The organism is Agreia sp. PsM10 (genome assembly GCF_030433855.1).
Taxonomy (GTDB): domain Bacteria; phylum Actinomycetota; class Actinomycetes; order Actinomycetales; family Microbacteriaceae; genus Agreia.
In genome coordinates this window covers 35,474-54,893 of sequence record NZ_JARUXC010000009.1, presented here as the reverse complement: position 1 = coordinate 54,893, position 19,420 = coordinate 35,474, and the positions used below count along the sequence as shown (strand labels likewise).

The following is a 19,420-nucleotide window of genomic DNA, read 5'->3' as shown; positions in this document are numbered from 1 at the left end:
CGGCCTCCGCCACCTGGATTCGACCCAGATGTTCTGCGGCCGTGCAAGCCACCCGTGCACGGGGGCACCCGGACGTACGATTCGGATATGACCGACAACAAGAAGACCCAGGACGCGCCCATCATGGACGGCGCCACCGAAGCGACAGAAGAGGAGAAGGAGGCCGGACGCCGCGACCACGCCGAGGCCGACGCGGCTCGCGACGCGGGGCTCGACGACGACCTCCGCAGCATCCGCGCCGTCGACGAGGGCAAGACGCGCCCCCGCACCGAGGGCAACGGCAACGGATCCGACGGCGCCGTCGACATCTCGAACGCCAGCGACACCGACACCGCGAGCGACACCGACACCGCGAGCGACGTCGACACCGCGAGCGACGTCGACCGCACCGCAGAGTAAGGCGACAGGGCCCGGCTCCTCGTCAGGAGCCCGGGCCCCGCTCAGATGCTGCGCAGCTCGCCTCGCACGATCGAGTCGCCCGAGTGCGTGGCATCGCCATCGTCGGGCTCGGCCGAGACGTCGACGAGGGAGTATGTCGCGAGGTCGACCCCCGACGGTAGATCGAACCTGCCCTCGGCCCCGTCGAGGAAGCCGATGCTGACGAGTGCGGTTCCGTCTGCCGAGATCAGCCACACCTCGCGCAGCCTGTCGTCGGCCGGGCCACTCTGGCCTGCTGTGTCGATGTCGACCACGACCTGACGCGTGCCGTCGGCCAGAACCTCGACCACCGCGCTGCCGTGCGCATCCGCCCAGTCGGGGAACGGGTCGAGCTCTGCTCCCGCGACCACGACTCCGGTGTTCGCGCTCTGAGCCGACTGCCACCAGATGCCGACTCCAGTTCCGGCGACGAGCCCCACCACGAGCGCGGCGACGGCCAGCGGAACCACCATCCGCGTACGCCAGCGCCTGCGAGCACGCTCGGATGCCGGCTGAGATGGCGCAGATGGCGTCTTCTCGGCGGGCGAGGCCGCCATCTGTGACATCTCAGCGCCCGAGACGGGGCGAACGGCGGCCGCGACATCCGTATCGGCGCTGATCTGGGTCCGGATGCGCTCCCACACCGCGGGCGACGGCTCGGCGAGCGACTCGCCCTGCGCAGACCGGCCCCGGCGCACCACCGTCGACAGCTCGCGCAGTTCGGCGGCGCACGCGGCACACGAGGCCAGGTGCTCGGCCTCGATCTCGCTCGGCGTCACCTCGCCCAGGGCGATCAGCGCCAGTTCGTCGGCATCAATATGTGTCATCGTTCACCTCCAAACGTATTCGTAGCCGAGACAGACTTCGACGGATGTGACTTTTCACCGTTCCGAGCGGAAGCCCCAGTCTGTCGGCGATCTGGGCGTGGGTCAGGTCGGCGAAGAAGGCCAGCCGCATGATCGTTCGCGGCACGGGGTCGAGCCGCTCGAGCTCGTCGGCCATCATCAGCCTGTCGGCCACCTCCGCCGTGTCGTCGACCGTCGCGGCGACGCTCTCGAGGGCGTGGGCCTCGTCGGCCCGGCGCATCCGGCTGCGTGCCTCGTGGGCGTCGGCGATGCAGTGCCGGGTGATCCCCACGAGCCAGCCGCCCATGCTCGCCCGCTCGGGGTCGTAGCCGGAACGCCCGCGCCACGCGGCGACGAACACCTTCTGGGTCACGTCCTCCGCGTCGCGCGCGTCGCCCAGCGAGCGCAGCGCCAACGTGTAGACGAGCGACGACCAGCGCTCGTAGACGCCGGCCAGCGCTCGGTCGTCGCCCGATAGAAAGGCGTCGACCAGCGCGCTCTCGTCGATGGATGTGTCGGTCACGTCAGTGTGCGGCTTCCTTGTTGACACCTCGAGCATACGTCGCCACCCCCGTCACGCGATCGGTGCCGCTGTGACGATCACGTTGCTCAGGTAGTGACCCGTGTCGTAGTCGAACTCTCCCCCGCAGGTGACGAGCGCCAGCAGGTGCGGGCCCGAGCGGTCGAAGACGGCGTTCCAGTCGACGCCGGTCTTGTCGACCATGGAGACCTGCTGCACGGAGAAGCGCGCGACCCGGCCATCGACCGAGGTGGTCACGATCTCGGTGCCGACCGGGGCATCCAGCAGCCGGGCGAACTGGCCGACGCCGTAGTCGAACGAGTCGACGTGGGCGGCGATCACGGCGGTTCCGGCCGTGCTCCACGGGGTCGGTCCGTAGCGGTACCACGACGCGACGGCGGGGTCGTCGGAGAGCGCGAGCGCCCCGGTCGCGTCGACTCCCTCGGGCGCCACCGTCACGTCGATGCCGAGTGACGGCACCTCGACGCGGGCCGGCTGCACCAGGGGCTGGGCGGTGTGCGCCCCCAGACTCGCGTCGGTCAGGGGCACGCCGGATGCCGCGGGCCCGGCCGGCGCGCCGGTCGCGCTGGGCGTCGGCGCGGGTGTCTCCGACCGCGCGACGCCGGCCGGCGGCGGAGTCGCCGGGGCGTCGGCGGCGACGCCGCATCCGGTGATCAGCAGCACCGAGGCGCACGCGAGCGCGCCGACGACCGCGGCCCGGGCTGCGTGTGCCCGAACCGCGGTCGCGAGGGAGTGCCTGCCGGTCAGCGCTCGGCCTTGGCGAGCACCCGGCTGCGCACGGCGGTGATTGCGAGCGCCGCGAGCAGAAGGGCGAGCGCCCCGCCGACCAGCAGACCGGTGGAGTCTGCAGGCTTGTTGGTGGCGACGAGGCCCGCGTTGCCCGCGGGAACACCGCCCGGGTTCGAGTGCAGTCCGCCGATGGTCTGCACCGCGAGCGCCAGGTTGTCGTCGGCGAGGCTGCCCCACGCGTAGACGATGGTGTTCGTTCCCTCGGCCACGTCGACGTCGGCCGGACCGATCACAGGGTCGGTGGTTCCTGTAGCGGCGACCGACGCCGACACGGTGCCGGCGGGAAGGGTGAGCACGGACTCGCCCGGGTTCGCGAGGTTCGTGATCACGGGGCTGCCTGCGGCGAGAACGTCGACCGCGGGAGCGGCGGCGACGTGGCGCACGGTCAGGCGTCCCTCGCCGGCGGCGAGGGTGGCTGTGTCGTTCGTGAACAGGGTGGCGGTCGGGTTTCCGGATGCGTCGAGGTGGGCGACGGCGGTGTAGTTTCCGTTCGCCGCCAGCGACAGATCGACCGGCCCGATCACCGGGGCGCTCGCATCGGCGGCGTCGGATGCCGTGATGGCCACCGAGTAGGTGCCGGCCGCAAGCGGCAGGGGGCCGGCGAGCGTGCCGGGCGTGAAGTCGTCGAGGGTGAGGGCCCCGTTCACGTAGACGTCGACGGTGACGCCGGGAACCGCGTGCAGCACCGAGAGCTGTGCGTCGCCTTCGGCCGCGGATGCGGGAAGAGCAGCAGCGGCTGCGATGAACGCGCCGGCCGCGATGCCGGCGATGAGGGTCTTGCGCATGGATACCTCCTGGTCGAGCCCCGGTCAGGGGCGAAGAGAGAACTGCCTACACAAAGCACTTCTCCCGTGGGCGGCCGTTTGGATGCACTGTCATGAAACTTTTTTCGAACGTGGCAAGCGGTAGCGGCCTGCGCGTCGAGTGACCCATCATCGAGTAATGACCTACCTCGCCTCAGACACTCGCTACGACTCCTTTCCCTATCGACGCACGGGGCGCAGCGGCCTCAAGCTGCCCGCCGTCTCGCTCGGGCTCTGGCAGAACTTCGGTGACGACGTGGCCCTCGACACGCAGCGCGCCATTCTGCGCCGCGCCTTCGATTCGGGAGTGACCCACTTCGATCTGGCCAACAACTACGGGCCGCCCTACGGCAGCGCCGAGACCAACTTCGGCCGCATCTTCGCGGAGGACTTCGCGCCGTACCGCGACGAGCTCGTGCTCTCGACGAAGGCCGGCTACGACATGTGGCCCGGGCCCTACGGCGACCACGGATCGCGCAAGTACCTGCTGGCCTCGCTCGATCAGTCGCTCGCCCGCATGGGCGTCGACTACGTCGACATCTTCTACAGCCACCGAGCCGACCCCGACACTCCCCTCGAAGAGACGATGGGCGCCCTGCACACCGCGGTGCAGTCGGGCCGGGCCCTCTACGCCGGCATCTCGAGCTACTCGCCCGAGCGCACGCTCGAGGCCGCGCGCATCCTCGCCGATCTCGGCACGCCGCTGCTGATCCACCAGCCCTCGTACTCCATGTTCAACCGCTGGATCGAGGACGGGCTGCTCGACACCCTCGGCGAACTCGGCGTCGGCTGCATCGCGTTCTCGCCGCTCGCCCAGGGCCTGCTCACCGACCGCTACCTCGACGGCATCCCCGCCGATTCGCGCGGCGCGCGCGGCGGCTCGATGCAGAAGCGGATGCTCACCGACGAGACGCTCGGGCGGGTGCGGGCCCTGAACGACATCGCTTCAGGACGCGGCCAGACCCTCGCCCAGCTGGCGCTCTCGTGGGCGCTGCGCGAAGAGCGCGTGACCTCGGTGCTCATCGGAGCGTCGTCGGTGGCGCAGCTCGACGACAACCTGGCCGCCGTTCAGAACCTCGCGTTCACGGGCGACGAGCTCGCGAAGATCGACGAACTCGCCGGCGATCGCGACATCAACCTGTGGGCGAGCTCGAGCGCGGTCTAGCTCGACCGTGATGGGCGGCGCGAACCCTCGTGGTGCGGGCCGCCCATCGGAGCTCGGCTAGCGCCGAGCGATCGGCACGACGCCGAAGGCCCGCGCGAGGCGGTCGATCTTCTCGGCACGGCCGAGCCTCGGCAGGTCGCTGCCGTCGCGGATGACCCGGCCCCGCGACTCGAAGTCGTCGAGGAAGTCGCGCGCCCACGTCGCATCCGACACCGTGGGGCTGATCGTCTCGTTGATCACCGACAGCTGGTCGAGGTCGAGGCACAGCTTTCCGGTGAGGCCCATGGCCACGGCGTGCTCGGACTTCTGCCGCAGAACCGGGTGATTGCTGCCGACCGTCGGACCGTCGATGGGACCGGGCAGGTTGCCGATGCGGCTCGCCACGACGAGGCGCGAGCGCGGATAGGCCATGGCCAGGTCGTCGGCGCTCGTGCCCGTGTCACGGCGGTAGTCGCCGCTGCCGAATCCGAGACGGAACGCGCCCCGGGCCCGGGCGATGGCCGGCGCCTCTTCGATGCCGAGCGCCGACTCGACGAGGGCCAGAATCGGCACGGTGCCGCCGAGGCGATCGAACGTCTCGGTGACCTGCTCGGCCGACTCCGTCTTGGCCAGCATGACGCCCGACAGCCCCGGCACGCCCTTGAGGCCGTCGACGTCGTCGGACCAGAACTCGGTGGTGCGGTCGTTGATGCGCACCCAGCCGGCCCCGCCGCTGCTGAGCCAGTCGATGACCGAGGTGCGCGCATCCGCCTTCAGTTTCGGGTCGACGGCGTCTTCGATGTCGAGGATGATCTGGTCGGCGCGCGAGTCGGCGGCCGGATCGAAGTCCTCGGAACGGATGCCCGAGACGAGCAGCCAGGAACGCGCGATCTGGGGGTCGATGGTCGATGCTGTCATGTACTTTCAACTTCTCTATCGGCATGGAGGGCGCATGCGCGACCCAGACGATCGGCGCTGCTCGTGCCTCAGCATCGTATCGAACCCGGCCTGACCATGGCGTCACTGGGCTGTGAACCCTCCGTCGATCACCACCTCCGACCCGGTCATGAAGAACGACTCGTTCGACATCAGGTACACGACCAGAGGCGAGATCTCATCGACGACCGCGCGACGGCCCAGCGGTGTCGACGGCCCGACACCGCCCGGGGGCTCGTCGTCATTCATCGCCGTCGAGACGCCTCCGGGGCACAGGGCGTTGACTCTGACGCCGGAGCCGGCGTATTCCAGCGCCGCCACCCTCGTGAGGCCGAGGACGGCGGCCTTCGACGCGCAGTAGGCGGCGTACCCCGGCGAGCCCACCAGGGCCGAGGTCGACGACACGTTCACGATCGAGCCTCCGCCGTGGGCGACGAGGATGGGCGCGACCGTCTTCACCCCGAGGAAGGCGCTGGCCGCGTTCACGCTGAGAACCCGCGACCATCCGTCGAGCGTCTCGTCAGCGATGGGCACGACACGAACGATTCCTGCATTGTTCACCAGCCCGTCGATCCTGCCGTGGGTCTCGACGACGGAGCCGACCACGCTGATCCACGACTCCTCCGATGTGACGTCATGGTGAAGGTACGAGACATCGAGGCCCAGCGCCGAGAGCTCCGCCGCGGTCTGCTCGCCGAGCTCATCGCGCAGATCCGTGATCACGACTCTCGCGCCCTCGCGAGCCAGGTGCCGCGCGTGCGAGGCACCCTGGCCGCGAGCACCTCCCGTCACCAGCACGACCCGGTCGTCGAGCCTCGCCCCGCTCATGCGACCGAGACCCGCGACAGCAGATACGCGGTCTGCTCGAGCTGTTCAGTCCAGAGCGGGCGGAGGATGTCGATGCGCCATTCCGGTGTCTGCTGACCGGCGAGCAGGGCCTGGATTCCCGCACCCGACTCCCCCGCGGCCTCGTGGGCCCGCAGCATCTGCGCGATGACCTTGGTCTGCATCGGGTAGACCGGCGGCTGCGGGCCCCTGGGTGCGATGAGTCCGACGAAGTACAGCTTCTCGAGACCGACCGGAACCGTCGCCCCTCCGAGGCGCAGCGGTACGCCGTCCTGCCACTCGAGGATGGCATCGTCGAGGAACGGCAGAGCCGCGTTGAATCCCGTCGCCCAGAGGATGGTGTCGAACTCCTGCGAGGAGCCGTCGGTGAAGAACACCGTGTTTCCCTCGAAGCGCGACACTCCGGGAACCGGCTTGATGCGTCCGTGGTGCATCCAGTAGAGCAGCAGGTTGTTCACGACCGGCGCACCCTCGGCCAGTGTGCGGGCCTCCGGCGCGGGGAGGCCCGGGTAGTTCTCATGCGTGCCCACCGACATGCGGATCAGCAGCCGCGTCAGCAGGTCCTGCTCCTCGAAGGTGAACTCCTGCAGGAAGGAGAGTTCCGAACGGGGAACGCCCATGAACGTCTTCGGCTGGAAGATGTGGCCGTGGCGAACCGAGATCGCCACGTCGTAGCGGTGCTGGGCCGCGTCCACGGCGAGGTCGCATCCCGAGTTGCCCGAGCCGACCACGAGCACGCGTCGACCCTCGATGTCGTCGACGTTGGTGTACTGCGACGAGTGCAGCTGCGTTCCCGCGAAGTGGCCCGGGATCTCGGGCATCTTGGGGTCGACCAGGTGCCCGTTGGCCACGAGCACTCCGTCGTAGACGCCCTCGTCGCCACGCGAGGTGATGACGGTCCACCCGTGCGAACCCGTGGTGCCCTCGCCGGCTACGGGCGCGACGGACAGAACCTCGACGCCGAATTCGATGTGCTCGTAGAGCCCCTTCCAGGCCGCGTACGACTCGAGGTAGGAGCGCATCTGGTCTCGGCTCGGAAAGAGCGGGTAGTCGTCGGGCATGGGAAAGCCCTCGTAGTTCGTGAGATTGCGCGAGGTGATGAGGTGCAGCGCCTCGTAGTCGGTGTGCCAGTGGCCGCCGACGACCGTCGACTTCTCGAAGCAGTCGACCTCGAATCCCTGCTCGAGCAGCACGGCGAGGGCTCCGATGCCGGCGGCGCCGGCACCGATCAGGCAATATCTGGGCATCGTGATGACCTTTCTTGACCGGTTTTCAGGCGCGGTCGAACGCACGCCCGGAGGGCGTGCCGAGTGGATGGATCGAAGAGCGGCTGTTAGAAGAGCTGTCTCATGAGCGGGCGCTCGAAGGGCTTCTCGTTGCGTGCGTCGAATGCGGGAACGAACTCGTTGACGGTCGTCTGGATGTGGCTGCGCCATTGCGCTGCCGCGCTCGTCGCGTCTCCATCGATGATGGTGTCGACGAGGAGGCGGTGACGGATCATGAGATTCGTATGGTTGGCGTCGTCGTACTCGATTCCGAGCACCTGCACGTAGAACCGGATGTCCGTGTCGGTCTGGGCGAAGATGTCCGTGATCCGGGGCAGTTCGCCCGCCGCGATCAGCGCGGCCTGGAAGGCCAGATCGGCGTCGACCATGCGGTGACGGTCGTCCTGGATCGCCGGGTTGTCCATGCGCTCGAGCAGCTGCGTGACTCTACGCAGGGTCGGTCCGGTCAGGAGGTTCGCGTAGGCGGCGTGCTGCAGTGCAATCTCGCCGAGTCCCATGCGAAGCGCATAGACCTCGAGCACGTCGTCGGGTGTCGGCGTGCTGACCACGGCGCCACGATTCTTGCGTATCTGCACCAGCCCCTCGCCGGCGATGGTGCGCATCGCTTCGCGCACCGGCCCCCGGGAGATGTCGAAACGCTCGGCGAGTTCGGCCTCGACGAGCCGGTCGCCCGGTTTGTAGACGCCGGTGACGATCGCCTCACGCAACTGCCCCGCGAGCACATCGCTCGTGCTGACTCTCGAAATAGCCCCGAGTTCCATAGGATCTCCTTTCCGCATTCCCTATCCAACCGCACACTCTATGAGTCGCCTTTGCCCAAATAGGCCTCCTTCATCTCCGAGCTCTCCGCGATCTCGGCGGCGGTCCCCTCGAGCACCAGCTCGCCGGCGCGCAGCACGTAGGCGTAGTCGGCGATACGCAGCGCCGCGTTGGCGTTCTGTTCGACGACGAACACGCTGGTGCCGGCATCCCGGACCTGCTCGATGAGGGCGAACGACTTCTTCACCATCGAGGGCGCGAGGCCCATCGACGGCTCGTCCATGAGCACCAGTTTCGGCTTGCTCATCATGGCCCTGGCGAGGGCGCCCATCTGCTGTTCCCCACCCGAGAGGGTGCCGGCCAGCTGGTGTCGGCGCTCGACGAGCCGGGGGAACATGTCGTAGAGGTTGTCAAGGTCGCTCTTCACCGCGTGCGAATCCTTGCGGTTCACCGCGCCGATGAGGATGTTCTCCTCCACGCTCATGCGCCGGAACAGCCTGCGGCCCTCCGGAACGATCGCGAGCCCCGCCCTGACGCGGCGCTCCGTGGTCCAGCCCGTGATCTTCTCGCCATTGAAGTACACGTCTCCCGACGTGACCTTCGCGACGCCGAAGACCGACTTGATGCTCGTGGACTTTCCCGAGGCGTTGCCGCCCAGGAGACTCACCATCTGGCCCGGGAAGATGTTGTAGGACACGTCGCGCAGCGCGACGAAGCGACCGTACTGAACGGTCACCCGGTCGAGCTGCAGCAGGGCCTCGCCCCTATTCGATTCCAAGGAAGGCCTCCTCGACGGCAGGGTCCTTGACGACATCGCGGGGGCTTCCATGGGCGATCTCCACTCCGTGGTCGAGCACGTACACATCACTGCAGAGGTGCGTGATGATATCCATCTTGTGCTCGACGATGAGTGCCGAGCAGTCGCGGTCGCGCAGCAGGCCGGGCAGCTGCTCGGCCAATTCCCACGACTCGTGCGGGTTCATTCCGGCCATCGGCTCGTCGAGCAGCAGCAGGCTGGGCTGCAGCATGAACGCGCGCGTGATCTCGACGCGCCGCCGGTTGGCGTACGAGAGCGTGCCGACCGGATGGCTGAGGCGGGGCAGCAGTCGGTTGCCGAACGACGCGAGGATCTCCATCGCGAGCTCGCGCTGCACCTCGTCGTCCTTCTTCAGCCTGGGGGTCCTGAAGACGCTCGCGGCCAGGCTCGACCGGTAGTTCCGCGTCGCCCCGATGAGCACGTTCTCGAGCACGCTCATCGAATCGAAGAGTCGGATGGCCTGAAAGGTGCGGGCGATGCCGATCGAGGCGCGCTTCGGCACGGTCAGCCCGGTCACATCGGCGCCCTCGAACACGACGGATCCCGAGTCGACGGGGGTGATGCCGGCGACGATATTGATGAGAGTCGATTTTCCCGAGCCATTGGGTCCGATGACGCCGGTGATCGAACCGCCGCGCACGCGCAGGTCGAAGGCGTCGAGGGCGGTGAGCCCTCCGTAGCGCACGGTCGCCGCGCGCACCGCGAGGTCTCCCCGCAGGCTGGTCGTCGGTTCAGCGAGTGTCATCGCATCACGTCTCCGCCGGAGAGGTTGATCGTCTCTCCTGTCATGTACCCCGCGTGCCCGCCGCCGGTGAGGATCCACACCCATTCGGCTATCTCGCTCGCCTGTCCCACGCGACCGAGCGGGATGCTGGCGGCCGCGGCATCCATTCGGCCCGTCGCACGGTTGCCCGGGGTGTCGATCCACCCCGGCGCCACGGCGTTGACCCGGATGCGACGGGGCGCCAGCTCGATGGCGGTCGACTTGGTGATCATCACCACGGCGGCCTTCGATGCGCAGTAGAGCAGCTGGCCGGGCGAGTTGGCGAAGGCGTCGACCGACGCGAAGTTCACGATGGATCCCCCGTCGGAGAGCAGCTTCGCACCTGCCGCGGTGATGTTGATGACGCCGAGCACGTTGATATCGAACACGAGACGGTAGAGGTCCTCCGTGTACGTCTCGAGCGTCGAGGGCGGGTACACGCCGGCGACGTTCGCGACCACGTCGAGAGTCCCGCCCGCCTGCTCGACGAGCGACGCCAGTGCGGCGTCGACGGCGGCGCGGTCGCGCACATCGGCGACGGCGCTGAACACCTGTCCGGTCTCGGTGGCGATCTCGACGGGGGCGATGTCGAGGGCGAGAACCGTCCAGCCCTCGGCGAGGAACCTCTCCGCCGTGGCACGGCCCATTCCGCTTCCGGCACCGGTGATGAGTGCGACTCCCGGGGTGACTGTCATGAGTGTGCGACCTTTCGTGGATGCCTCGGCGCCAGTGCGTCGAGGGCGGTGCGGAAGACGGCGGCCCGGGATTCGGGCACGCCGCCGTAGCTGCGGGGTGCGGGGCGGATGCCCCGGGCCGCGAGTGTGTGGAGCATCGCCGCGTGCTCGAATGCGAGCGCGTTGCAGTCGTAGACCGGCACGTCGGGGTGACCAGACACGTGGGTGTAACCGTGGGCGGTGAAGAGGGGCGCGAGATAGCCGCAGCCCACGATCACCGCGTCGGCGCCGTCGTCGACGGCGGCGCGGGCGACTCCGTCGAAGCGGTCGATGAGTCGCTTCGGATCGTCGATGGCGTCGACCACGTCGAGGTACGTCGACTCGGGATCGTAGGCGCGCACGGCGTCGACGTCGAGCAGGCAGCTTCCGCCGAGGTCCTCCCAGTCGGCCGCGAACGGTCCGCGCAGGGCGGGAGCCACCGTCACGATCGCCGAGCGGGTGGTGAACGATGCGGCCGTCCGGGCCGACGCATCCGGCAACGAGGTCACCGGAATGTCGACGGCCGAGCGGATCTGCCGGATCGGCGACCCCCAGCATCCGAGCACCAGCGCGTCCGCACCGATCTCCGGGTCGTCGGCGATGGAGACGGCCGAGGCCATCAACGCGGCGTCCGACAACAGGCGGGTGGCCGGATGCCGCACACCGCCGGCGGCGAGCGCGGTGTGCCGGAGCTCGGTCTCGAAGCGCCCCCGGCTGAGCTCGGCGACCGAGCGATCGAGGAACTCCCACAGTCGTGCGAGCCGAGGGTCGCCCTCAGTGGCGTCGAGCCATACGAGACGGGGCCTGCCTGAGGTCGTCATGGATGCGCTCATTTCACGAGGGGCGACGTCGACGACGAACCGAGGATGCCGTTGGGACGGTAGATCATCAGCAGGATGATGATGATTCCGCCGAGCCCGAGCCGGATGTCCTGCAAGGGGCGCAGCAGCTCGGGCAGCGCAATGAGCAGCACCGCGCCGAGAATGGAGCCGCGCACGCTGCCGAGCCCGCCGATGATCGCCATCTCGAAGATCAGCAGCGACACCTGCGTGTCGAAGCTGCTCGGCCCCACGAAGCCCAGGTGGAAGGCGAGCAGCGCTCCGGCAAGGCCTCCCATCATCGCGCTCACCGCGATGATCCACACCCTGGGGGCGGTCGCCCTGATGCCCGACGCCTCGGCCGCCATCCGGTCTTCACGCAGGGCCGTGAGGGTTCGGCCGTAGCGCGAAGCTCCGATGGCGACGGCCAGGGCCGTGCAGACGGCGGCCACGATGAGCGCCACCCAGTAGAAGTCGTATACCGAGCGCGACACCCAGCCGAAGGCGGTGAAGAGCGGGATGCCCGGGGTGCCGGCGGCGCCGCCCGTCACGTCGATCCACTGGCGGGCGACGTCGAGCACGATGAGGTTGAGCCCCAGGGTGACGACGAACACGTAGTCGCCCGACACCCGCACCGCGGGGAGGCTGATGACGAAGCCCACGAGGCCGGCGAGGCACATCGCGATCAGAAAGATGATCGGATGCGGAATCTCTGTTCGGGTCGAGAGGATGGCGGCCGTGTAGGCCCCCACGGCGTAGAACGCCGCCTGCCCCATGACCGTGACGCCCGCGTTGCCTGTCACCAGATTCTGCCCGATAGACAGGGGAATCCAGATGAGGCAGACCACGATCACGTTCATGATGTACTGGCTCGGCACGATCACCGGCATCACGAAGAGCACGACGATGCCGACCACGATGAGGGTGATGCGAACGGGCCTGAGTGCGAGGACCTGCTTCACCCGCGCCCAGGGCGACGTCGCGACGTCGATCGGGGTGCCGTCGTCGGCGAAGACGGCGGCCTTTCCCATGTCGAGCTTGCTCATGCGCGGCTCACCTCCGCTCGACCCACGACACCGCGCGGTCTCGCGATGAGGAAGAGGATCAGGATCACGAAGGTGATCGCGTTCATGTAGCCCGACGACAGGAATCCGGCAGCGAGCGCCTGAACGACACCGAGTGTGAGGCCGCCGATGAACGAGCCCTTGATGCTGCCGATGCCACCGATCACCGCGGCGGTAAAGGCGTTCAGCGTGCCGGTGAAGCCCATGCCCACGTAGACGGTCGAGTAGTAGGCCGCGAAGAGGACGCCCGCCAGCACTCCGAGAATGGAGCCGAGTGCGTAGACCGACGAGACGATCCTGTTGACCGCGATGCCCATGAGCTGGGCAGTGGGCAGATCATCACGGATAGCCCGCACGCTCCGGCCCCACGGCGTCTTCTCGACCAGCAGCCACAGGCCGAAGGCGAGAACCGCCGCAGTACCGAAGACGATGCCGTGCATGGTGGTGAGAGTCACGCCGAGCACCTCGATCGATCCCTTGGGAAGCGGGGTGTCGAAGCGCCGCGCGGCCGGACCCCAGATGATGTTCGCGGCGTTCTCGAGCACCAAGGTCGCCGCCACTGCGGACACCGTCGGGATGATCCGGTTCGCGCCCCGCAACGGCCGGTAGGCGAAACGCTCCACGGCCATGCCGAGGCCCGCACCGATCACGAGCCCGCCCAGAATCGCGACGGGGAATGGGATGCCTGTGTCCATAAGACTCAGCACCACGAACGTTCCCACCATGTACACGTGCCCGTGCGAGAAGTTGATCAACTCGAGCAGCCCGAAGACCAGGTTGTAGCCCACCGCGATGAGCGCGTAGATCGCGCCCGCCGCGAGGCCGTTGACAATCTGTTGCATGAGTTCGGAACCCACGAGTCCTCCTTACGAGGTGTCGGCGTGCGGCGGTTACTGGGCGAACTTCGTGGTCAGCTCTGGATCGAGCGTGATCACGCCGTCGGTGACGCGGGCGACGACGCCGGTCTTGCCGGTCACATCGCCGTCGTCCTCGAACGCCGTCTTGCCGGTCGGCCCCTCGTAGGTCGTGGCGTGGATGGCCTCGGTGAGCGTCTCCTTGGTGCCGCCGTGGTCTTCGATGGCGCTCTTCACGATGTAAGGCACCTCGTACCAGTAGGCCGCCTGCTCATTGGGCTCTTCGCCGCCGTAGGCCTTCTCGTAGGCGGCCACGTACTTCTCGTTCGCCGGGAACGGGCTGCTCGGGTCGTAGAAGGCGAGCAGGTAGGTGCCCTCGGCCGCGGCACCGCCGAGGCTCACGTAGTCGGGCTGCGCCGTGCCCGCGGAGGCGACCTTGTCGACGCTCGCGAGGCTTCCCGAGATCTGGGTCACAAGAGTGCCCATGTCGTTGTAGTAGCCGAAGAGCAGCAGCACATCCGGATCGCTTGCAGAGGTCTTCGTGAGGATCGACGAGAAGTCCTTGGTCTCGTTCGGCACGAAGGTCTCGGCGGAGACGATGTCGACGCCCGCCTCCTCGGCCTGATCCACGGCGGCCTCGTACAGGCCCTGCCCGTAGTCGTCGCTCGCGTACACGATCGCGATCTTCGACTTGCCCAACTCCTCGGCGGCGAAGTCGATCATCTGCGCGCCCTGGATGTCATCGGTAGGAATGGTGCGGCTGAAATTCGTGAAGCCCTGCTGGCTGACCGCGGGGCTCGTCGACGACCCGCTGATGAGGCTCAGACCCGCACGCTCGTACACCGGATCCGCCGCGAGGGTGGCGGAGGAGCAGACATGCCCGAGCACGGCTTCGAAGCCGCCGTCGGAGACGATCCTCGAGGCCACGTTGGCGGCAGTCGTCGGATCGCACTCGTCGTCGAACATCTCGAGTTCGACCTGCTTGCCGTCGATTCCTCCATCGGCGTTGATCTCGTCGACGGCCAGCTGGATGCCGTTCACCTGGGTCTCGCCGTAGACGGCGTTCTCGCCGCTCATCGGTCCGGCGACGGCGAACTTGATGGTGTCCGAACCTCCCCCGCCGGCCGAACATCCGGCGAGGACGAGTGATGCGGCGGCCACCAGGCCGACTGTTGCTGCAGTTCTCGTGAATGACATCAGTGCTACTACTCCTTGTTCGTCGCCGGGCTGTGAGGGCCGTGGGGCGTTCTAGACAATTGGGAAGGTGGTGCCTGCGGGTCGATGTGCCGTGGTGCGACCTCGAGATGCGCTGCATAAGGCGGGGTCTGGTTGTAAACAATCCGCAATCCACGACGGATGAGCAAGAGCCCACCACTCGTCGTTACATATTGTTAATAATCGACACCTCGGCTTGCCCGTTTAACACATGCTGGAAACACAACCGACGCCCGCATGGAACCGCAATCTCAAACGAAGAGGGTAGATTGCATATCGCATAGTTGTAGACAATCCGACGATCCTTGAACGGAACCCGAATGCAGCAGACACCGGCCACCCCGCGCTATGAGCCGAGCGAACGCGTCGTCAGAACCCACATGCCCGAGCGCTCCGGCGCCCTCGGCAGCACCGTTCGCGAACTCGATAGAGCGCTCCAACTGAACGGAGGCGGCAACGGCCTGCTCGACACGACCCACTTCGACACCGTGCGGTTCCCGCCTCCCGAGTGGGCGGCGCCCGTCATGCTCGAGGCGATGGCCGACGGCGCGCTCGCCTACACGCCGTATCGTGGGCATCCGGCCGTTCTCGACGCCCTGGGCCACTCGCTCACGACGTTCCTCGGCGTGCCTGTGGCACCCGAGAACATCGCCATCACGGCAGGCACGCAGTCCGGCCTGTTCACAACCCTGTCCGCGCTGGTCGACGAGGGCGACCTCGTGCTCCTGGCCGACCCCGAGTACCTGTTCGCAGAACGCATGCTCGCACTCCTCGGCGCGCGCGTCGTGCGGATCCCGATCGACTATCGCGCGGCCCAGCCGACACTCGACCTCGATGCAGTCGAGGCGCTGCTGCTCGAGAAGCCCGTTCTCTTCATGTTCTCGCACCCGAGCAACCCCACGGGGGCCGTCTACGCGCCCGAGACCATCGACAGGCTCGCTGCGCTGGCCGTCGAGGGCGACTTCCTGGTTCTCGCCGACGAGCTCTACTCGCGCCTCGTCTATGGCGAGACCGAGCTGCCGCACATGGTCGCGGCACCGGGCATGCGCGAGCGTTGCATCACCATGCTCGGACCGTCGAAGACCGAGTCGCTGAGCGGATTCCGGCTCGGCGTCGTGGTCGGCCCCGCCCCCGTGATGGAGCTCGTCGAGCAGACGCTCGCCTTGACCTCGCTCCGCGCGCCGGCCTACGCACAACAGCTGCTGACGCATTGGCTCGTCGACGACGCGGACTTCGTCGCCGAGCGCGTCCTCGACCTCGAGGCCCTGCAGGCGATGACGGTGGCGCGGCTACGCGAGGTTCCCGGTCTCACCGTGCTGCCCCACCGGGGAACGGCTTATCTCTGGGTCGACGTGTCGGCGCTCGGCGCCAGCGACTACGAGGTAGCCGCCGCCCTGAGGTCGGATGCGGGAGTGATCGTGTCGCCCGGCTATCAATTCGGGCCGTCGGGCACCGGCATGTTCCGGGTGTGCTTCGCCCGAGACGAGATCGAATGGGAGGCGGCGCTCGACCGCATGGTCGCGACGCTCAGTGCAATGGGGGTGCGCTCGTGAGCGGCGGCACACCCATCCGCACCGACGAGGCGCCACCTCCGGCGGGACCATACAGCCAGGCCATCCGCGCCGGGGACATCGTCTACCTGTCGGGCCAGACGCCGCGCGACGCCGTGGGCAACCGTCTCGGCGAGCTGCCCTTCGAGGCCCAGGTGCGCCAGACCCTCACCAATCTCGAAGCCGTGGCACGGGCATCCGGCGGCAGCCTCGCTGACGCGGTCAAGGTGACCGTCTATCTCGCGCCGGGCCGGCAGACGTCGGAGTTCAACACGGTCTATGCGGAGTTCTTCGCCGAGCCGGGGCCGGCTCGTACCACCATCGTGTCCGAGCTCGCGAACGGGGTGACGGTCGAGGTGGATGCCGTGCTGTGGCTGCCTGAGGAAAGTCGCGAATGAGAGTCTGAGCGAGGGTCGCGGGGCGGCCTCCGGCAGGGCTGTGCAATGCTAGCCAACCGAGGAGCGACGACGGACATCCGCTGGCCGCCGGAACGAGACGAAGCGAGGCGCAGGGTGGAGATGAGATCCGCTGAGATCAATCCGGCCGCGAGGAGCTCTCTCGGCGATGAGGTCGCGGAACGTATCCGCCAGTCGATCTTCTCGGGAGAGTACCCGCTCGGATCGCGGCTCGGCGAGGTCGAGATCGCCACCCGCCTCGACGTGAGCCGTGGACCGGTGCGCGAGGCACTCGGGCAGCTGCGACAGGAGGGGATCGTCGAGATCCGCCTGCATCGCGGCGCCTCTGTGGTGCGGGTCACGTCGGAGGACGTCAGGGAACTCGCGAGCTTGCGGGTCGTACTCGAGAGTTTCGCCATGCGAAGCGCCGCGAAGAATGCGACCGAGCACGACTTCGCCGCCCTGCAGGGCATCGTCGACGATATGCAGCGGGCGATCGATGCGCTCGACGACGCACGGCTGATTCAGCTCGACATCGACTTCCACGACCGGGTCTATGTGGCCGCCAAGCATTCACTGCTCTACGCCACCTGGGTTCCGCTGCGCTCGCGAGTGCAGCTGTTCCTCTCTCAGAGCATCGGCGAGCACACCGCCTATCGAGCCCGGGCCGTGCGCGAACACGGCGAACTGCTGCAGACGCTGCGCAGCCGTCACGCAGGAGCGGCGGCGAAGGTCGGCAAATCGCACATCGAGGCGGCCTACGACAGGCTGCTGGCGCAGTTCGAGTAGCTGCGGCGTTCCCTTCCGTGCTCGATAGGTGAAGGATGGGCGCATGCCCGCGACCGCGAACGTGCCCGAGAGCCAGCCCGGTGTCCCCGCGCCCTCCGCGCGCGGGCCGAGGAGACTGCGCGCCGGCGCGATCGCCGTCGGGGCAATCGTCGGCGTGGCCGGCGTGCCCCTCTGCTACCTGATCCTTCAGCTGCTCGGCGTGATCATCTCCGACACCGGGCTCATCGTGTGCCTGGTCGCACCGACGGCAGTGCTGCTGCTCGTGTGCCTCATCCCGAGGGCGCGTGCGTGGGCGTTGCAGGCCGCCGTGGCATCGGCCCTCGCATCCATCGCGCTTGTCGTGTTCGTGTTCGGCGGCATCACGCTGATCACGGCGATGCTGTCGGACCCGGCCTAGGCCCGCAGCGATGCCGCGCAGGTCGACAGCATCGCGCGCAGCGCATCCTGTTCGCCAGCCTCGAGGCCCGACTTCATGCGGTCCTCGACTTCCCTGACCGCGGCGCTGGCCGTGGCGAGCTGAGCCCGGCCGGCCGTCGTGAGCTGTGTCGGCAGAGCGCGCCCGGAGGCGGGCTGCTCCGATCTCGTGACGAGCCCGTCGGCCTCGAGCGCCTGCAGCAGCACGTTCATCGCCTGCCTCGTCACGAACGTGCCGCGGGCGAGCTCCGAGTTCGACAGGCCGGGCCGCTGGGCGAGCAGTTCGAGGCAGGAGTAGTGCGTGACGCTCATGCCGAGCGGACGCAGCACGGCCTCCATGGCGGTGCGCAGCGCACTGGAGACCTCCTTCATCAAGTACCCCAACGACGTCTCCAGCTCGATTCCTGATCCGTCTTGACTCATGTCAATATTCTGACATACTGAGTATGTCAACAAACTGACATTCACGAAGGAGAACATCATGACCGCATCCGGCCCCGGCTTCATCTCACTGCAGGTCCGCGACATCGAGGCATCCGCCGCGTTCTACGAGAAGTACCTCGGACTCACCCGCCAGCCCGGCCCGCCCCACGCCATCGTCTTCGGCACGACGCCCGCGGCCTTCGCGGTGCGCGATGCGATGCCCGGCGTCGACCTGAACTCGGGCGCCCAGCTCGGCCTCGGTGTCGGCGTCTGGATGCACGCGCCCGACGCCCAGCGGATCTACGACACCCTCGTCGCCGACGGGTTCACCATCGTCTCCGCCCCCGTCGACGGCCCGTTCGGCCGCACCTTCACCTTCGCAGACCCCGACGGCTACGCCATCACCCTGCACGACAAGGCCTGACCCTTCGGCTCACGCGTGTCGCAACCTCATGGTCGAGCGCGCCTTCATCCGGCGAACGCTCCTGCGCCGACGGCGCGTTCGCCCGATACGGCGCACTCGGCCGGATGGAGCACCGCGCACAGGGCGCCTGACCTCAGGCGGCGGCCTGCTCCACGACGTCGCGGATCTCGGCGGCACCGAGGTTCGCGCCGAAGAGCTCACGCCCCGGCTGCAGCACCGCGCCTTCGACGAGCAGGCCCAGGTCGACGGCGTCGAAGCCGAGCGAGTCGATGAGGTCGGCGACCACGTCGTTGGCCGCGACGTCGTCTCCCGACAGCGCGATCGCCTTGCGATCGGGGTCGCCCGTGGGCCGCGCCCCTTCGTCGAGGTCGTGGTAGCCCATGTGGTTAAACGCCTTCACCAGGCGAGAGCCGGGCAGGGCCGCCGCCACCAGCTCGCTGGTCGTGACGTCGTCACCGGTCAGATCCGGGCGAACTCCATCGACCTCCCACCAGTAGTTCATGGCGTCGATCACGATCTTTCCGCGCAGCTGGTCGACCGGCAGGGTCTCGACTCCGTCGAGGGGCACGGCCTTGCCCAGCGGAAGAGCCAGGATGACGATGTCGGCCCGGCCCGCGGCATCCGAAGCAGTAGTCGCCCCGGCGCCGTGCGCCAGCACATCGATCGTGAGCTCGATCGCGGCGGGCGGCCGCGAGCTCGCGATGAGCACGGGGTAGCCGGCTGCGATCGCGAGACGGGCGAGCACGGTGCCCACTTTTCCGGCGCCGAGGATGCCGATGGTCGCCTTCTTCGGGTCGGTCAAGGAATGCATGAGG

Annotated in this window: 24 protein-coding genes; 7 read left to right on the top strand and 17 right to left on the bottom strand. The window is 68.1% G+C overall.

Annotated elements, in window-relative coordinates; translation table 11 throughout:
• The first annotated feature begins 87 nt into the window (after positions 1 to 87).
• Complete coding sequence (locus QCD70_RS12465; protein ID WP_301216683.1) at positions 88 to 399, top strand: hypothetical protein; 312 nt, start codon at positions 88 to 90, stop codon at positions 397 to 399.
• 41 nt (positions 400 to 440) lie between these two features.
• On the opposite strand, the gene QCD70_RS12460 is transcribed toward QCD70_RS12465, so the two are convergent.
• From QCD70_RS12460 to QCD70_RS12445, 4 genes are all read right to left on the bottom strand, one after another.
• On the bottom strand, positions 441 to 1,244 hold the full coding sequence (locus QCD70_RS12460; protein WP_301216681.1) for an anti-sigma factor: 804 nt from the start codon (positions 1,242 to 1,244) through the stop codon (positions 441 to 443).
• The gene (locus QCD70_RS12455) at positions 1,231 to 1,785 is read right to left on the bottom strand and encodes an RNA polymerase sigma factor (protein WP_301216680.1); all 555 of its coding nucleotides are present in this window, start codon (positions 1,783 to 1,785) and stop codon (positions 1,231 to 1,233) included. Before QCD70_RS12455 ends, QCD70_RS12460 begins: the two co-directional genes overlap by 14 nt.
• Positions 1,786 to 1,836: 51 nt before the next feature.
• Positions 1,837 to 2,466 carry a class F sortase gene (locus QCD70_RS12450; protein ID WP_301216678.1) on the bottom strand — a complete coding sequence of 210 codons (630 nt, stop codon included), beginning with the start codon at positions 2,464 to 2,466 and terminating at the stop codon, positions 1,837 to 1,839.
• 80 nt (positions 2,467 to 2,546) lie between these two features.
• Entirely contained in the window at positions 2,547 to 3,377 is an 831-nt protein-coding gene (locus QCD70_RS12445; protein ID WP_301216676.1) for a DUF4397 domain-containing protein, read from the bottom strand.
• Between the two features lie 157 nt (positions 3,378 to 3,534).
• On the opposite strand from QCD70_RS12445, the gene mgrA reads away from it, so the two are divergent.
• Positions 3,535 to 4,560 carry an L-glyceraldehyde 3-phosphate reductase gene (gene mgrA, locus QCD70_RS12440; protein ID WP_301216674.1) on the top strand — a complete coding sequence of 342 codons (1,026 nt, stop codon included), beginning with the start codon at positions 3,535 to 3,537 and terminating at the stop codon, positions 4,558 to 4,560.
• A 57-nt stretch (positions 4,561 to 4,617) separates the two neighbouring features.
• Here mgrA and QCD70_RS12435 read toward each other — a convergent pair whose 3' ends face one another.
• The 11 genes from QCD70_RS12435 to QCD70_RS12385 form a co-directional block, all read right to left on the bottom strand.
• Positions 4,618 to 5,457 (bottom strand): HpcH/HpaI aldolase/citrate lyase family protein, encoded by an 840-nt coding sequence (locus QCD70_RS12435; RefSeq protein WP_301216672.1) that lies wholly within the window; start codon positions 5,455 to 5,457, stop codon positions 4,618 to 4,620.
• 102 nt (positions 5,458 to 5,559) lie between these two features.
• On the bottom strand, positions 5,560 to 6,303 hold the full coding sequence (locus QCD70_RS12430; protein ID WP_301216670.1) for an SDR family NAD(P)-dependent oxidoreductase: 744 nt from the start codon (positions 6,301 to 6,303) through the stop codon (positions 5,560 to 5,562).
• On the bottom strand, positions 6,300 to 7,568 hold the full coding sequence (locus QCD70_RS12425; protein ID WP_301216668.1) for a flavin-containing monooxygenase: 1,269 nt from the start codon (positions 7,566 to 7,568) through the stop codon (positions 6,300 to 6,302). Before QCD70_RS12425 ends, QCD70_RS12430 begins: the two co-directional genes overlap by 4 nt.
• Positions 7,569 to 7,654: 86 nt before the next feature.
• Positions 7,655 to 8,368 carry a GntR family transcriptional regulator gene (locus QCD70_RS12420; protein WP_301216666.1) on the bottom strand — a complete coding sequence of 238 codons (714 nt, stop codon included), beginning with the start codon at positions 8,366 to 8,368 and terminating at the stop codon, positions 7,655 to 7,657.
• Positions 8,369 to 8,406: 38 nt separating this feature from the next.
• Positions 8,407 to 9,144: an ABC transporter ATP-binding protein gene (locus QCD70_RS12415; RefSeq protein WP_301216664.1), complete on the bottom strand. Its 738-nt coding sequence runs from the start codon at positions 9,142 to 9,144 to the stop codon at positions 8,407 to 8,409.
• Complete coding sequence (locus tag QCD70_RS12410; protein ID WP_301216662.1) at positions 9,131 to 9,928, bottom strand: ABC transporter ATP-binding protein; 798 nt, start codon at positions 9,926 to 9,928, stop codon at positions 9,131 to 9,133. The genes QCD70_RS12415 and QCD70_RS12410 overlap by 14 nt, the downstream gene beginning before the upstream one ends.
• The gene (locus tag QCD70_RS12405) at positions 9,925 to 10,641 is read right to left on the bottom strand and encodes an SDR family NAD(P)-dependent oxidoreductase (RefSeq protein WP_301216660.1); all 717 of its coding nucleotides are present in this window, start codon (positions 10,639 to 10,641) and stop codon (positions 9,925 to 9,927) included. Before QCD70_RS12405 ends, QCD70_RS12410 begins: the two co-directional genes overlap by 4 nt.
• On the bottom strand, positions 10,638 to 11,480 hold the full coding sequence (locus QCD70_RS12400) for an aspartate/glutamate racemase family protein (protein WP_301216658.1): 843 nt from the start codon (positions 11,478 to 11,480) through the stop codon (positions 10,638 to 10,640). The genes QCD70_RS12405 and QCD70_RS12400 overlap by 4 nt, the downstream gene beginning before the upstream one ends.
• Positions 11,481 to 11,488: 8 nt before the next feature.
• Positions 11,489 to 12,523 (bottom strand): branched-chain amino acid ABC transporter permease, encoded by a 1,035-nt coding sequence (locus QCD70_RS12395; protein ID WP_301216656.1) that lies wholly within the window; start codon positions 12,521 to 12,523, stop codon positions 11,489 to 11,491.
• Entirely contained in the window at positions 12,520 to 13,398 is an 879-nt protein-coding gene (locus QCD70_RS12390; protein WP_301216654.1) for a branched-chain amino acid ABC transporter permease, read from the bottom strand. Before QCD70_RS12390 ends, QCD70_RS12395 begins: the two co-directional genes overlap by 4 nt.
• 33 nt (positions 13,399 to 13,431) lie before the next feature.
• Positions 13,432 to 14,592 (bottom strand): ABC transporter substrate-binding protein, encoded by a 1,161-nt coding sequence (locus tag QCD70_RS12385; protein WP_301216652.1) that lies wholly within the window; start codon positions 14,590 to 14,592, stop codon positions 13,432 to 13,434.
• A 338-nt stretch (positions 14,593 to 14,930) separates the two neighbouring features.
• Here QCD70_RS12385 and QCD70_RS12380 point away from each other — a divergent pair, with 338 nt between their 5' ends.
• From QCD70_RS12380 to QCD70_RS12365, 4 genes are all read left to right on the top strand, one after another.
• Positions 14,931 to 16,163 (top strand): pyridoxal phosphate-dependent aminotransferase, encoded by a 1,233-nt coding sequence (locus QCD70_RS12380; RefSeq protein WP_301216650.1) that lies wholly within the window; start codon positions 14,931 to 14,933, stop codon positions 16,161 to 16,163.
• Complete coding sequence (locus QCD70_RS12375) at positions 16,160 to 16,558, top strand: RidA family protein (RefSeq protein WP_301216648.1); 399 nt, start codon at positions 16,160 to 16,162, stop codon at positions 16,556 to 16,558. Before QCD70_RS12380 ends, QCD70_RS12375 begins: the two co-directional genes overlap by 4 nt.
• Positions 16,559 to 16,678: 120 nt before the next feature.
• Positions 16,679 to 17,344 (top strand): GntR family transcriptional regulator, encoded by a 666-nt coding sequence (locus QCD70_RS12370; protein WP_301216646.1) that lies wholly within the window; start codon positions 16,679 to 16,681, stop codon positions 17,342 to 17,344.
• A gap of 43 nt (positions 17,345 to 17,387) precedes the next feature.
• Positions 17,388 to 17,741, top strand: a complete 354-nt coding sequence (locus tag QCD70_RS12365; RefSeq protein ID WP_301216644.1) for a hypothetical protein — start codon at positions 17,388 to 17,390, stop codon at positions 17,739 to 17,741.
• Here QCD70_RS12365 and QCD70_RS12360 read toward each other — a convergent pair.
• Entirely contained in the window at positions 17,738 to 18,181 is a 444-nt protein-coding gene (locus QCD70_RS12360) for a MarR family winged helix-turn-helix transcriptional regulator (RefSeq protein WP_301216642.1), read from the bottom strand. The genes QCD70_RS12365 and QCD70_RS12360 overlap by 4 nt on opposite strands.
• 58 nt (positions 18,182 to 18,239) lie before the next feature.
• Here QCD70_RS12360 and QCD70_RS12355 point away from each other — a divergent pair, with 58 nt between their 5' ends.
• Entirely contained in the window at positions 18,240 to 18,605 is a 366-nt protein-coding gene (locus tag QCD70_RS12355) for a VOC family protein (protein ID WP_301216640.1), read from the top strand.
• 133 nt (positions 18,606 to 18,738) lie between these two features.
• Here the strand turns inward: QCD70_RS12355 and QCD70_RS12350 are convergent, their stop codons facing one another.
• Positions 18,739 to 19,416, bottom strand: coding sequence for an NADPH-dependent F420 reductase (locus QCD70_RS12350; RefSeq protein ID WP_301216638.1), 678 nt, complete (start codon positions 19,414 to 19,416; stop codon positions 18,739 to 18,741).
• Positions 19,417 to 19,420 lie beyond the last annotated feature (4 nt).

Bases quoted from the DNA above. Each gene is read 5' to 3' on its own strand.
- QCD70_RS12465 (WP_301216683.1), top strand. From the start codon at position 88: ATGACCGACAACAAGAAGACCCAGGACGCGCCCATCATGGACGGCGCC.
- QCD70_RS12460 (WP_301216681.1), bottom strand. From the start codon at position 1,244: ATGACACATATTGATGCCGACGAACTGGCGCTGATCGCCCTGGGCGAG.
- QCD70_RS12445 (WP_301216676.1), bottom strand. From the start codon at position 3,377: ATGCGCAAGACCCTCATCGCCGGCATCGCGGCCGGCGCGTTCATCGCA.
- mgrA (WP_301216674.1), top strand. From the start codon at position 3,535: ATGACCTACCTCGCCTCAGACACTCGCTACGACTCCTTTCCCTATCGA.
- QCD70_RS12435 (WP_301216672.1), bottom strand. From the start codon at position 5,457: ATGACAGCATCGACCATCGACCCCCAGATCGCGCGTTCCTGGCTGCTC.
- QCD70_RS12430 (WP_301216670.1), bottom strand. From the start codon at position 6,303: ATGAGCGGGGCGAGGCTCGACGACCGGGTCGTGCTGGTGACGGGAGGT.
- QCD70_RS12425 (WP_301216668.1), bottom strand. From the start codon at position 7,568: ATGCCCAGATATTGCCTGATCGGTGCCGGCGCCGCCGGCATCGGAGCC.
- QCD70_RS12420 (WP_301216666.1), bottom strand. From the start codon at position 8,368: ATGGAACTCGGGGCTATTTCGAGAGTCAGCACGAGCGATGTGCTCGCG.
- QCD70_RS12410 (WP_301216662.1), bottom strand. From the start codon at position 9,928: ATGACACTCGCTGAACCGACGACCAGCCTGCGGGGAGACCTCGCGGTG.
- QCD70_RS12405 (WP_301216660.1), bottom strand. From the start codon at position 10,641: ATGACAGTCACCCCGGGAGTCGCACTCATCACCGGTGCCGGAAGCGGA.
- QCD70_RS12400 (WP_301216658.1), bottom strand. From the start codon at position 11,480: ATGACGACCTCAGGCAGGCCCCGTCTCGTATGGCTCGACGCCACTGAG.
- QCD70_RS12395 (WP_301216656.1), bottom strand. From the start codon at position 12,523: ATGAGCAAGCTCGACATGGGAAAGGCCGCCGTCTTCGCCGACGACGGC.
- QCD70_RS12385 (WP_301216652.1), bottom strand. From the start codon at position 14,592: ATGTCATTCACGAGAACTGCAGCAACAGTCGGCCTGGTGGCCGCCGCA.
- QCD70_RS12380 (WP_301216650.1), top strand. From the start codon at position 14,931: ATGCAGCAGACACCGGCCACCCCGCGCTATGAGCCGAGCGAACGCGTC.
- QCD70_RS12370 (WP_301216646.1), top strand. From the start codon at position 16,679: ATGAGATCCGCTGAGATCAATCCGGCCGCGAGGAGCTCTCTCGGCGAT.
- QCD70_RS12365 (WP_301216644.1), top strand. From the start codon at position 17,388: ATGCCCGCGACCGCGAACGTGCCCGAGAGCCAGCCCGGTGTCCCCGCG.
- QCD70_RS12360 (WP_301216642.1), bottom strand. From the start codon at position 18,181: ATGAGTCAAGACGGATCAGGAATCGAGCTGGAGACGTCGTTGGGGTAC.
- QCD70_RS12355 (WP_301216640.1), top strand. From the start codon at position 18,240: ATGACCGCATCCGGCCCCGGCTTCATCTCACTGCAGGTCCGCGACATC.
- QCD70_RS12350 (WP_301216638.1), bottom strand. From the start codon at position 19,416: ATGCATTCCTTGACCGACCCGAAGAAGGCGACCATCGGCATCCTCGGC.